10 protein-coding genes are annotated in these 13,789 nt (G+C 38.7%); 6 read left to right on the plus strand and 4 right to left on the minus strand.

The annotated features are described in order from the left end of the window. Nucleotides 1–40: 40 nt before the first annotated feature. Nucleotides 41–586 (minus strand): GNAT family N-acetyltransferase, encoded by a 546-nt coding sequence (locus tag CPS_RS04085; protein ID WP_011041762.1) that lies wholly within the window; start codon nt 584–586, stop codon nt 41–43. Nucleotides 587–678: 92 nt separating this feature from the next. Then, on the minus strand, nt 679–3,510 hold the full coding sequence (gene uvrA, locus CPS_RS04090) for an excinuclease ABC subunit UvrA (RefSeq protein ID WP_011041763.1): 2,832 nt from the start codon (nt 3,508–3,510) through the stop codon (nt 679–681). Nucleotides 3,511–4,024: 514 nt separating this feature from the next. Between uvrA and CPS_RS04095 the strand changes: the two genes are divergently transcribed. Together CPS_RS04095 and CPS_RS04100 are read left to right on the plus strand one after the other, a co-directional pair. Continuing rightward, a complete protein-coding gene (locus CPS_RS04095) occupies nt 4,025–5,389 on the plus strand; it encodes an MFS transporter (RefSeq protein ID WP_011041765.1) in 1,365 nt (454 codons plus the stop codon). A 134-nt stretch (nt 5,390–5,523) separates the two neighbouring features. Continuing rightward, the gene (locus tag CPS_RS04100; RefSeq protein ID WP_011041766.1) at nt 5,524–5,739 is read left to right on the plus strand and encodes a dodecin; all 216 of its coding nucleotides are present in this window, start codon (nt 5,524–5,526) and stop codon (nt 5,737–5,739) included. A gap of 30 nt (nt 5,740–5,769) precedes the next feature. Here CPS_RS04100 and CPS_RS04105 read toward each other — a convergent pair whose 3' ends face one another. Continuing rightward, nucleotides 5,770–6,255 (minus strand): GreA/GreB family elongation factor, encoded by a 486-nt coding sequence (locus CPS_RS04105; RefSeq protein WP_011041767.1) that lies wholly within the window; start codon nt 6,253–6,255, stop codon nt 5,770–5,772. Nucleotides 6,256–6,420: 165 nt separating this feature from the next. Here CPS_RS04105 and CPS_RS04110 point away from each other — a divergent pair, with 165 nt between their 5' ends. Further along, nucleotides 6,421–8,463: an FAD-dependent oxidoreductase gene (locus CPS_RS04110; RefSeq protein ID WP_011041768.1), complete on the plus strand. Its 2,043-nt coding sequence runs from the start codon at nt 6,421–6,423 to the stop codon at nt 8,461–8,463. Between the two features lie 125 nt (nt 8,464–8,588). After that, the gene (pssA, locus tag CPS_RS04115) at nt 8,589–9,917 is read left to right on the plus strand and encodes a CDP-diacylglycerol--serine O-phosphatidyltransferase (RefSeq protein WP_011041769.1); all 1,329 of its coding nucleotides are present in this window, start codon (nt 8,589–8,591) and stop codon (nt 9,915–9,917) included. Nucleotides 9,918–9,989: 72 nt separating this feature from the next. Here the strand turns inward: pssA and CPS_RS04120 are convergent, their stop codons facing one another. Then, nucleotides 9,990–11,816, minus strand: a complete 1,827-nt coding sequence (locus tag CPS_RS04120; protein WP_011041770.1) for a hypothetical protein — start codon at nt 11,814–11,816, stop codon at nt 9,990–9,992. A 442-nt stretch (nt 11,817–12,258) separates the two neighbouring features. Here CPS_RS04120 and CPS_RS04125 point away from each other — a divergent pair, with 442 nt between their 5' ends. Further along, a complete protein-coding gene (locus CPS_RS04125) occupies nt 12,259–12,654 on the plus strand; it encodes an acyl-CoA thioesterase (RefSeq protein ID WP_011041772.1) in 396 nt (131 codons plus the stop codon). A 359-nt stretch (nt 12,655–13,013) separates the two neighbouring features. After that, on the plus strand, nt 13,014–13,715 hold the full coding sequence (ssb, locus tag CPS_RS04130; protein WP_011041773.1) for a single-stranded DNA-binding protein: 702 nt from the start codon (nt 13,014–13,016) through the stop codon (nt 13,713–13,715). Nucleotides 13,716–13,789 lie beyond the last annotated feature (74 nt).

The raw sequence follows: 13,789 nt of genomic DNA on the forward strand, positions 1-13,789 counted from the left end.
GTCGCTCTTAGTAAAAACACTCACATCACTTGAGCTTAGCTTACTTATTTCTCACTGACATTTGATAATGGACGGCATCAAAATCACCAATGGGATCTTCATGTAAATAAGCTCTGACAAAGTGCATGCCCATTTTTTTCATCACGCCAACCGAAGCTAGATTGTCAGCTACGGCTAGTGCAGAAACATGAGTAACATCGGTATTGGCAACTACAGCATCTCTTATCGCTATTGCCGCTTCTGTAGCGTACCCTTTTCCCCAAGTACTTTGGAAAAATCGCCAACCTAACTCTAAATCCTTAGTATTGGGTGACTCAGTAAAAAATGACATCGGACGGATCAATACCCAACCTAAATACTCATCAGTTACTTTATTTGATACTTGCCAAATTCCCCAGCCTAATTCGCTATTCCGGTATTTGTTCATTCTTGGAATAAATACGCTGTTAACCTGCTCTATGCTGGTGGGGTTACCGCCATTAAGAAACTTCATCACTGTTGGATCTTGATCTATCTCCCATAATTCTTGGGCATCTTTAGAATCCATTAATCTAAACTTTAGTCGTTCACTATTTTTGATGTACATAAAATTCCTATTAAAAGAAGGAGATAAGTGAAGCATAACGCATTCTTTTATGCGTTATGCTTCGTGCCGTAATCGTTATTAAAGTTACGGCTTTATTTTGACGCTAATAAAGGTTTTAAAAATCGCGCTGTATGTGACGTTTTATGCTTGGCAACTTGTTCAGGAGTACCTGTTACTAAAATTTCACCGCCACCTGCGCCGCCTTCAGGACCTAAGTCGATAACCCAATCGGCTGTTTTGACAACATCTAAGTTATGCTCAATCACCACAATCGTATTGCCATGATCACGCAAGCGATGAATAACGTTTAATAATTGTTTTATATCGTGGAAATGCAAACCTGTGGTTGGCTCATCTAAAATATACAACGTTTTGCCGGTATCTCTTTTTGATAACTCTTTTGATAACTTGACTCGTTGTGCTTCACCGCCCGATAGAGTGATTGCTGACTGCCCTAGTTTGATATAGCCTAAACCAACATCGAGTAAGGTTTGCAACTTACGATTAATCGCAGGAATAGCTTTGAAAAAGTCAAAAGCATCTTCAATGGTTAAGTCTAATACTTGATGAATATTTTTACCTTTGTATAAAACTTCTAACGTTTCGCGGTTATAACGTTTACTTTTACATACATCACACGGTACATAAACATCAGGTAAAAAGTGCATTTCTACCTTGATCATGCCGTCACCTTGACAGGCTTCACAACGTCCACCTTTAACATTAAAGCTAAATCGTCCTGCTTTATAACCTCGAGAACGTGACTCTTGTGTCGCAGAGAAAATATCGCGCACGGCCGTAAATATGCCAGTGTATGTCGCGGGATTTGAGCGTGGGGTTCGGCCTATTGGACTTTGATCAATCTCGATAACTTTATCTAATAGTTCTAAACCATGAATGCTTTTGTAAGGAGCTGGTTCATCAACCGTTGCACCATTAAGCTCGATATGCGCTAATTTATATAACGTATCGTTAATAAGTGTGGATTTACCTGAGCCCGACACGCCAGTTACACAGGTCATTAAACCGGTAGGAATGACTAAGTCGACATTTTTTAAATTATTACCGGTAGCGCCTTTGAGCTTAACGACATTCTTTTTATCAAAAGCATGACGCTGTTTAGGTATTTCAATTCGTTCTACGCCAGAAAGGTATTTCCCCGTTAAAGACTCTTTACAATTGAGTATGTCATCCACGGTGCCTTGCGCGATAATTTCACCGCCATGTACACCAGCGCCTGGGCCAATATCCACCACAAAATCTGCCGCGCGAATAGCATCTTCATCATGTTCAACCACAATAACGGTATTACCTAAATCACGGAGATGTATCAAGGTGCCAAGTAAGCGTTCATTATCACGTTGATGAAGGCCAATAGAGGGTTCATCTAAAACATACATGACACCAACCAAACCTGCGCCGATTTGACTAGCAAGACGTATTCGCTGTGCTTCACCGCCAGATAGGGTGTTTGCGCCACGTGACAAATTGAGATAATTAAGGCCAACGTTCACTAAAAATCCTAAACGTTCGTTTACTTCTTTTAATATTTTTTCAGCAACTTGTGCTTTCTGGCCTGTGAGGGTTAAACCTTGAAAAAACTTGAGGGCATCACTAATGGAAAATTCAGCCACGACAGTGAGTGGTGTATCTTCGATAAAAACATTGCGAGCTTCTAAGCGTAATCGACTACCATTACAATCCGGACAATGTTGTGAATTAAGGTATTTTCCTAGCTCTTCACGTACCGAATTTGACTCCGTTTCTTTATAACGGCGTTGCATATTATTGATGATGCCTTCAAAAGGATGCTTACGCACCACAACATCACCACGGTCGTTCATGTATTTAAATTCAATTTCTTGCTCATCACTACCATAAAGCACAACTTTTTGGGCTTTAGCGGATAACTTATTAAACGGTTTATCAACGGGGAATTTATAATGATCGGCAAGGGCTTGCAGCATTTGAAAGTAATAAAAATTACGTTTATCCCAGCCACGAACTGCGCCGCCGGCAAGACTTAACTCTGCATTGGCAATAACGCGAGAGCTATCAAAGTACTGTTCAATACCTAAACCATCACAGGTTTGACAAGCACCAGCAGGATTATTAAAAGAGAACAAACGTGGCTCTAACTCTTGCATGCTGTAACCACAATGTGGACACGCAAAGTTAGCTGAGAAAATAAGTTCTTCACGGTCCGGCTCATCCATAAAAGCGACTTTGGCAGTCCCAGAAGTTAACGTTAAGGTCGTTTCAAAAGATTCTGAAAGTCGTAATTGAATATCTTCACGCACTTTTATACGGTCAACGACAACTTCTATAGTGTGTTTTTTATGTAATTCTAACGGTGGTGGATCAGATAAGTCACAAACTTCCCCGTCAATACGCGCACGAATAAAGCCTTGGGCAGCTAAGTTATCAAGAAGCTTTACATGTTCGCCTTTACGGTCTTGTATAATAGGCGCGAGTAGCATCACTTTTGTGCCTTCTTCAAGTTCTAAAACTTTATCAACCATTTGTGAAACTGTTTGTGCCGCTAGTGCTTGACCATGCTCTGGACAACGAGGTTCACCAACTCTGGCATAAAGCAAACGCAAATAATCGTATATCTCAGTGATGGTACCTACGGTTGAGCGCGGGTTGTGAGATGTTGACTTTTGCTCGATGGAGATAGCGGGCGATAAACCTTCAATATGATCAACATCAGGCTTTTCCATTAAAGATAAAAATTGACGCGCATAAGCTGAAAGCGATTCTACATAACGACGTTGTCCCTCAGCGTAGAGTGTATCAAAGGCAAGAGAAGATTTTCCTGAACCAGAAAGGCCGGTAATGACCACGAGTTTATCTCGAGGTATAGTTAAACTAATGTCTTTGAGGTTGTGTGTGCGAGCCCCTCTGACTTCAATATTCTTCATGCGTTTTTAACTCAAATAGCGATAAAATAGAACCGACGATTATGTCATAGAATTTACAGTATAAAAACTAATCTAGGGCATAATATGAAAATTAAACTGTTTATTTTTACAGTGTTCTGTTGGCACTGTAGGAAAGGAAAAAATGGTAATACCAAGCACATTAATAAATCGACTAATTAGCGAGAATTAAAAGGTTTAGAGGCAAGGTATTGATTGAATAAAATGGCTATTCAGGAGAATATTCTCAGGATAATTGCTCCTGCATTATCTAATAAGGTACTTCCTGTACCGTCTGCATTCTCTAAGAAGCTATATCCATGTAGCGTCCTTGTCGAAATCAATAACGATGAATAAAACGTTTATAATTCCAGCTGAATTAAGCATATTGAGATTGTTTGTGTATTGCGCTTAACACCTTGTTTTCATTGTGGGGATTTTGTTGTGCTTCTTGGCGTGGTAAACTACTCGCAATTTTTTCCGATTTCTTCATCTATTTTTAGGTTTCAGCAACGTTATGAGTGTTTCAGGTTTAAACCGTATTGAGAAAAAAGCCGCCTTTTCCTTAGCCAGTGTCTTTGGCGTGCGCATGTTAGGCTTGTTCATGATCTTACCCGTATTCGCCATTTATGGTGAACAACTAACGGGTTATAGTCCCATTTGGTTAGGATTAGCCATTGGTGCCTATGGATTAACGCAAGCTTTATTGCAAATCCCTATGGGCATTCTTTCGGATAAATATGGCAGGAAACCGGTAATTCTTGCCGGCTTAGTGGTCTTTCTCATCGGTAGTATTGTTGCGGCAATGTCTGACACTATTTATGGTGTTGTGCTCGGTCGAGCAATTCAGGGGATGGGTGCTATTGCTAGTGCAATACTTGCTTTAGCTGCTGATTTAAGTCGAGAAGAACAGCGACCTAAAGTCATGGCAACCATTGGTATGTTTATCGGTTTATCATTTACCTTTGCTATGATTTTAGGACCAATAGTTGCTGATGCCTTTGGTTTAAGTGGCTTATTTTGGTTTACAGGGCTATTGACTACCTTTGCCATGGCGATGATTCAATTTATGGTGCCAAACTCAGTGAATAAAGCACCGCGTGGCGATAACGTTGCCTTGCCTGAGCAAATTACTCGTTTGATTCGCCACCCACAATTATCCCGTTTAAATTGGGGCGTTTTCATTCTACATATGACACTGACGGCCTGTTTTATTACTTTGCCTAAACAGTTTGTCGCTAGTGGTTTATCTCTTGAAGACCATTGGCAAATTTACTTACCTACTTTATTAGGTTCTTTCTTTTTAATGGTGCCATTTATGATTTTTGCCATTAAAAAACAGAAAGAAAAACCCATGTTCAGTGCGGCTATTACACTATTGGCCATAGCTTTATTTTTACTTTGGTTATTACCTAGTGGTTTCTGGAGCCTAGTGCTGTCAGTTGTACTATTTTTCACAGCTTTTAACTATTTAGAGGCAACCATGCCGTCAATCTTATCACGTATAGCACCTGCTGGCGTTAAAGGTAGTGCTATGGGGATATATTCAAGCAGCCAGTTTTTAGGTGCTTTTGTTGGTGGTATTCTGGGTGGTTTTATAGCGAGCCAATATGGCGAGCAAACCATCTTCTTAGTGATGACAATAGTAACGGTTATCTGGTTGGGATTAAGCTTTGGTATGCAGTCATTGAAAAAATCAAAAAGTTTTAGTTTTGCCACCAATATTACCTGTGAAGAAGAAGCTGATAAAATGGCCGACCAATTAATCAATATGCCCGGTGTTATCGAAGCAACCCTAGTGCACACCGAGGCAGTCGCTTATTTAAAGGTTGATGTTAAAACGGTGGATTTACTCGCCATTAAAGCGTTACTTCAAAGTTAGACTACAGAAATAATCCTCTGTTGAAGGTGTTCGCGATACCTGAATTTTATACGACTATCAGCGAGCATCTCTCAGCAATATATTAAAAGCACGCTAAACTAAAGTTTATCTTAAACAATTTAGCGGTGACTATTATGTCTGAACACCACACTTACAAAAAAATTGAAATGGTTGGCTCATCTAAAAATAGTATTGAAGATGCTATTGAAAATGCCTTGGCAGAGTGTAACAAATCAATCAATAATATGGATTGGTTTGAGGTCATAGAAACCCGAGGTCATATAGTTAATGGTGCTGTCGGCCATTACCAAGTTACCTTGAAAATTGGCTTTAAAATAGCGTCAAGTTAACTGGATTTTACTAAATTTTGCATTTTTAGTTTATTTTAACGTAACGATGTAATCTTCAAGTTTATTGCTACCGAGCATGACTTCTATATCATCATCTAGCTGTTTACCTATTAATGCTATTCCCATAGGTGATTGCGGTGTTATCACCGTGATATTTTGTTGAGCTAGCTGACAGCGAAACCCTCCGGCAGCAGGCCCTATAAAGAACCAATGGTTGGTGTCTGAATCAGTGGATAATTGTACCAGGGCGCCTAAAGCGATATAGCTCTCGCTATTGAATTCAATTAGTTCAAGCGCTTTATAGGCATCGATAGCGTGCTGGAACTCAATCACTCGCTTAGACTGTCCTTCAGCCAAATAACTCGCCTCTATCGCTAGCGTATCATATTGTGTTTCAGCAACACTTTGATCATCAACCGCAGCGGCATGAGCTTCGTTTGCAGCATCAATAGCTTGTTGCAGCTGTTTCGAGAGTGCAGTGACAACAAGGTCAGCTAGCTGTTTCTTATTAGGCATATAGTCTTATGTAATCGTTATTTTAAATGTTTGTGGTATGCAGAGGTCGTTATTTCGTTAGCTCAGTTTTAGCGAGGCGATTTTATCATAACTTGTGTTTTTGTCTAAATGTCAGTAAATTAATAACACTATAACAACTGGTACGACCAATAGCAGAGCATAATTATGACAACAACTGCCTACCCACATTTATTAGCGCCACTAGACCTTGGCTTTACCCAATTAGCTAACCGTGTCCTTATGGGATCCATGCATACTGGCTTAGAAGAAGAGCGCGGTGGTTTTGCAAAATTAGCTGCATTCTATCAAGCAAGAGCGAAAGGCGGTGTGGGCTTGATCGTTACCGGTGGTGTTAGTCCTAATCTACGCGGCAGAATAGCACCGTTTGGTAGTGAGCTAAGTCATTTTTGGCAAGCAAATAAACACAAACAAGTAACAGACGCCGTTCATCAGTACCCAACTAAAATCTGCTTGCAACTATTACATACGGGTCGATACGCCTATCATCCTTTTGGTGTGGCCCCCAGTAAAATCAAATCACCTATTTCTCCTTTTACGCCTAAAGCAATGTCAGTGCGTCAAATTAAATCGACCATTAAAGATTATGCTTACTCAGCCAAGTTAGCGGCTAAAGCAGGCTATGATGGTGTGGAAATTATGGGCTCTGAAGGTTATTTAATTAACCAGTTTGCTTGTGTAAGAACAAATAAGCGTAACGATGAGTGGGGCGGTAGTATTGAAAACAGAATGCGCCTAGCTATTGAAACGATTAAAGCAGTACGCGCTAAAGTGGGCGAAAATTTTATCATCATCTTTCGTTTATCCATGTTGGATTTAGTTGAAGGTGGCAACAGTTGGGAAGAAGTTGTCACTATGGCAAAAGCGGTAGAGCAGGCTGGTGCCACACTGATTAATACTGGTATTGGTTGGCATGAAGCACGCGTTCCGACCATAGTTACTTCAGTACCTAGAGCTGCATTTACCTGGGTCACTGAAAAAATGAAAAAAGAAGTGTCTATACCCCTAATCACAACTAACAGAATTAATACGCCTGAAGTTGCTGAAGAAGTGTTAGCGACGGGGCAAGCTGATATGGTGTCAATGGCGAGACCTTTCTTGGCGGATGCCGACTTTGTTAATAAAGCCGCAGAAAATAAAGCCGATGAAATTAATACCTGCATTGGTTGTAACCAAGCGTGCTTAGATCACGTGTTTGCACAAAAGCGAGCCTCATGTTTAGTCAACCCAATGGCATGTTATGAAACAGAGCTTGTTATAGAAAAAGCTAAACAAGTTAAAAAATTAGCCGTGATAGGTGCCGGACCTGCGGGATTAGCTTTTAGTGTTTATGCTGCGGAGCGAGGACATCATGTTGAACTATTTGATAAAATTAGCGAGATAGGTGGCCAGTTTAATGTCGCTAAACAAGTACCCGGTAAAGAAGAATTTTTTGAGACATTACGCTATTTTAACAAACAGATAAGTTTGCTTGATATTAAGGTGTATCTTAACACTGAGCAAAGTGCAGAAAAATTACTCGCTGCTGGTTTTGATGAAGTGGTATTAGCAACAGGTATAAAACCAAGAAAGCTCGATATTAAAGGTTTAGAGGAAGGTTATACCAGTAATAAAGTACTTACATATTTACAAGTGCTGCGAGATAAAGTTGAGGTTGGTAACAAGGTCGCGATTATAGGTGCTGGCGGTATTGGCTTTGATGTAGCCACTTATTTATCAGAAAAATCATTAACTAATGACCCAGAAGCATGGCTTAAAAATTGGGGGGTTGATAAGCAATACCTGAAAAATGGGGCATTGCTAAGTAAACAAGATATACCTAAGCATGATCCGGCAAGGCATATTACTCTGATACAACGCAAAACGACTAAAGTGGGCAAAGGCTTGGGTAAAACATCAGGCTGGGTACATAGAGCCAATTTAGTAAAACAAGGCGTTACTATGTTGGCTGGCGCAAGTTATAAAGCCATTACTGAGAAAGGCTTAGTGATTGAAGTTGATGGTAAAGAGCAATTGCTTGAAGTTGATAATATCATTATCTGCGCAGGGCAAGAATCGAATCGAGATTTACAGCAAAAGCTAATTGATGGTGGTTTACCTGTACATCTAATTGGTGGAGCTAATGTTGCTGCGGAACTTGATGCTAAACGTGCGATACGCCAAGCGGCAGAGTTAGCGGTGAAAATTTAGGCCTATTTGGATGAAATCAACACCTTAATGCGAAGATAGCTGTAGTGAACCGAAGAAAAACCCTATATTTCTTCGGTTTATTATTGATATACTGTCGTGAATTAATTTTTTTTAGATAGAGCACAGTGCAAGAAATAATTGTCGATAGTGGTGATATTGAATTCCTTACCACGCCTAAAGAATATAAGCAGCAGTTGTTGTCCCTTATTGAATGCGCACGTCAGCGTATTTTCATTACTGCCTTATATCTACAAGATGATGAGGCAGGTAGAGAGATCCTCCATGCCTTATACCAAGCTAAAGCTAATTTCCCAACAATAGAGATTAATATCTTTGTTGATTTTAACCGTGGACAACGTGGTTTAATTGGTGAAAAGGCAAGCTTAGGTAACCGTGCACTTTATTTGAAATTAGCACATGAGTATCCTCACACCGTTAATATCTATGGTGTTGCTGTTAAGCGAAAAGAAGTCTTTGGGGTTTTACACCTAAAAGGCATGGTTTTCGATGAGAAGCTTTTCTATACAGGCGCAAGTATCAATGATATTTATCTACATCAAGGTGAGCGATATCGTTTAGATCGCTACTGTACTATCAATAGCGCAGCATTAGCCGATAGTTTTTGCCACTACTTATCTGATACTTTTATTGATTCAGGTCTGGCGCCACTTCTTAATCAAGAATGGTTACCTGATGCGGTAGAACAAAAGAAAAATCTGATCGCATTAAAACTTCAGCTAAAAAAATCTCACTATATTGTTGCTCAACAACAAGGTCTTAGCCAATCAAAAATAGTGAGTAATAAAGCCCTTATTACACCGCTAGTAGGTTTTGGTCGCCGTAAAAATCAGCTTAATCGAGCTACTCGTCACTTAGTGCAAAAAGCTGATGATAATATGGTGCTTTTCACGCCTTATTTTAATCTACCTCATTCTCTTGCTAAAGATGTGATTAGAGCCCTAAAACGTGGTGTTAAAACAACTGTGGTTGTAGGCGATAAAACAGCGAATGACTTTTTTATTGGCAATGATGAAGATTTCAGTACCATAGGTATCATCCCCTATGTTTATGAGATGTTACTTAAGCGTTTTGTTAAACGTTATCAAAATTTTATTGACCAAGGTTTATTGAATATCCATTTATGGAAAGATAAAGATAATAGCTTTCATCTCAAAGGTTTACGCGTTGATGACCGCTATCATTTGATTACGGGCAGTAATTTAAATCCCCGTGCTTGGGCACTGGATTTAGAGAATGGCTTAGTTGTTGATGATGTCAATAAACAGCTATTACAAAAAACGGATGAAGAACTGCTCGGTATTTTAGTCAATACGAGTAAAGTTTCGCATTTCTCTGATATTGATTCAGTAGAAGACTACCCTGAAAAACCTCAAAAATTATTGAAAAAGATACGTGTTGCCCAAATAGATAGAGTGTTGAAGCGATTTTTGTAGTATCGACTTGTTGAAGCAATAATCTCCTTTATTGCTCAAAATATTGTTTAAAGGTTGATGATTAAAATATAGCTAGAATGATTTTTTTGCCTGCACTCTAATTTCAAAACCATTAATTTCTGGATTATCGCTTTGTGGAAACGCAAAGTCGATGTGAATGATGGGATGGTTACCGCCTGAATGTGGCGAGTGTAATCTCAAGCCAAGTCCCGCAGAGCTTAACCAGCCTTCCTCAATATTTTTGACTGTTGACTCTCCATAGGTTCGACCCGCATCGACAAAAGCCACACCAGCTAAATCAAACAGTTTAAAAAGATTTACTTCAGGGTAATATCTGATTTCAGAAGTAACTTTAATGCTATCTTGTCCGTGCTGATATTGCAGTGGAAAACCGCGTAAACCAGTGTTGCCTCCCATAGTCACTGGTTGGTCAATATATTGGTTTTTACTGATAACATTGGTATTACTTAGATAAAAACCCCAGTTTTTATTCAATTGATAAAAATACTCCCCGCTAAGCTTTACCAATAAACGACTATCTCTATGTTGGTAAATATCATTAGCTAGTGCAAGATCAAGTAACAATAAGGAATTATCATGCAAGTTGAAGCCTTTTTTAACTCGCATCTTCCATACAGTCCATGCTGAGTTTTCTTTGTTACCATTGCCTATACCAAGGCTAGAGTTAAGTTGCCAACCATGGTTAAAATCTTCTATTTGGGTAATCAAGTGCACATTTGTGAGTTTTCTAAAATCTTTTTCAATATATTCAAATGCTAGCCATGGGTAGAGTAAATCTCTATCTTCGGGTTTTACATTAGTCAGAGGTGGATTGGATAAGTCGAGATTCTCTTCATCAGAAAGCTCGGTGAACGTTTCTTTATCTTGCGTTATGCCAACACGATATCTTAGTAAGCGGTTCTCACTGTTAAAACTTAGCCATGCGTAGCTTGCTTCTTTAAAGCTAATATCATGGCCAAATACACTTTGGTCCAGACCATTTTGAAAAATAGTGTCGTTACGAGACTCTTCATTAAAGCCTATATGATAGGAGGTCTTGGTATGAAAACCAGCAAATATTTTATGCAGAAATAAGCTACGTTGTTGACCATCATCATTATCAGCAAAACCCAACTTAACCGAAGTATTTTGTTTTTGAAAAAGTGGGATAGTGGCCACTAGTTTGTAACCTGAACGCTGGGCATTTCGGTATGATTCAATTTCGGTATCTATGCCTAACCCGAGTAAGTTACGCTCTTTTATACCAAAGCTATAAGTGTTTATTCCTCCCTTGCGGCCAAAGCTAAGCGTTGGCATAAGTGACCAATTATCCCAAGTGGTAATGGTAATGTTTTCTACGTATTCATCAGCGCTAACTTCTGCATCTCTAAGGTATTTTCTGCTACGTAAATGGCGTTCTAGTTCAGCCATATCAGCAAAAGTTTTTGTACATTTTTTGATAAAAAAATTAGCTTCATTTTCTAGCGTTATAATTTTTGTATCAATATGAATGGCATTGGCCCAACGATGTAAAAAAGTAAAACCTTCTTCGTTTTTATCGAAGATTGTTTGTGGTTTGAAGGTTATTTTTGGCTGACTGGTATCGCACAGTACTTTTTCATCTGAAGACTCAATATCAGCTTGATTTAAGGATTGATTCTGGATTGAATTCCCATCTATGGCATTGGCCGACCCTGAGCTGTTATCTATTTTTTCAGCTACGCGTTCGGTAGCTGATATTATGGGGCAAAAAATAATTAATAGTAAGCCGGCGACTAGCAATGAAAGTCGTCCAGAAAATACATCATCTCGCCAAGTAAGTGAGATTTTATTGTTAGATTTTGGCGATATGGCATTACATTGTTTTATTTTTTTTATGACTTTTAATAAAAACAGCATCGCGTACCTAAAATAAAGAAGTGATGAGTAATATGTTTATATATCACTCATTTAACTATAGCGTTAACAGGCAACTTCAACATTATTTATTTAGTGTTTTACTCGGTTCACAGGGGCTTTTTAGTCTCAGTGTACTCAATTTTCACTTTTATTTGTTGTTACACCAGCATGGAATCATAAATAATATCTTCTCAACGAAAGAATTAATTTCAATCACAGTATTTATGAAGATCAGCGTGAGTGTAGTAATTACATTAACAACTCGTGTGGCTTGGGTATAGAGAAAATAAACAGCTAATCGATGATAAAGGCATTTTCATCTATATCATTCTAATATTTATGAAATTTCTATAAAGTTAAGATAGTATATCTTATCAATAAAATTAATATTTACAGCACTTAAGTTCGTGCCGTAAAGCGAATAATCATAAAAAGGTTAATTATGTTCAGTGAAAAAATGATGCCACACTTTAGTGATACGGATGCTTTAGGGCATATTAATAATACTAAACCACCAGTTTGGTTTGAAGGTGGACGTGCCCCTATATTTAGATTTTTCACTCCTGATTTAGACCCTAAAAAATGGCAACTTATCATTGCTAAAATAGAAGTTTCTTATCACGGACAGCTATTTTATGGTCAGGAAATTGAGATCAGAACATTCGTTAGCCGAATCGGTGGCGCCTCGTTTGATGTTTATCAAGAACTTTGGCAGCACGGAGAAAAATGTGTGTCGGGTACGGCAGCCATGGTAAATTTTGATTATGAGACGCAAAGCTCTAAAAGAATATCTGATGAGATTCGTACTCAGCTAACTGAACACTTTATTGAGTTATAGTCTTCATAACTTTTGAAGTTTGTCAGTTTATTTAGGTTAATTCTGTTCTGAAAAATAAATGTAGATTGATCACAGGTATAAATATTAGCGTCACCTACTAATTATCAGTGATAACAATTAATTAGTAGGTAATATCAACGCCGTGTTTATACACTGTTTTTCATCTGCAATTTGGTTCGGTATTTTTAAAAGAGATTAAATTAAAATAAATGAGCTTTTAGCAAAAAATCACTCGAATTTGATCGCTGCTCACTATAGAATTACCCCCTTAAACTAAATTTCAAAGACACACTTTCTTTCTATTTAAATAGAAAAAGAAATGACGTACGTCTTAATAGCTCAATTAATAGGATATTTTCATGGCGGGTGTAAATAAAGTAATCATAGTAGGTAACTTAGGTAAAGATCCTGAGGTACGTTTTATGCCAAATGGTGGTGCAGTAGCAAATATTACTGTTGCAACGTCAGACTCATGGAAAGACAAACAAACTGGTGAGCAGAAAGACAAAACAGAATGGCATCGTGTTGTTATGTTTGGAAAACTTGCTGAAATTGCTGGTGAATACTTGAAAAAAGGTTCAAAAGTATATCTTGAAGGATCTTTGCAAACGCGTAAGTGGACCAACCAACAAGGTCAAGATCAATATACGACTGAAATCGTATTACAGGGCTTTAATGGCGTAATGCAAATGTTAGATGGAAAGTCGTCTCAAGGTCAGGGCGGTGGTTTTGCTAATCAAGGACAACAGCAAAGTGGTGGCTTCCAGCAACAAGCTCCACAGCAATCGGGTGGATTTTCTAACCAGCCAGCTCAACAAGGTGGATTTTCTAACCAAGGACAGCAAGCAAAAGCACCAGCACAACAAGGTGGCTTTGCTCCGCAACAACAAGCACCAGCACAACAAGGTGGCTTTGCTCCGCAACAGCAAGCACCAGCACAACAAGGTGGTTTTGCTCCTCAACAAGCACCAGCACAACAAGGTGGTTATCAGCAACAGCAAGCACCTAAAGTGAACCCACAAGAACCATCAATTGATTTCGATGATGATATCCCGTTTTAATTTCTGATAAAACGGTCAAGTTAAAACATAAAACCCAGCGTAATTGCTGGGTTTTTGTTTTTATACGCGTTTAA

Source organism: Colwellia psychrerythraea 34H, assembly GCF_000012325.1.
Lineage (GTDB): Bacteria > Pseudomonadota > Gammaproteobacteria > Enterobacterales > Alteromonadaceae > Colwellia > Colwellia psychrerythraea_A.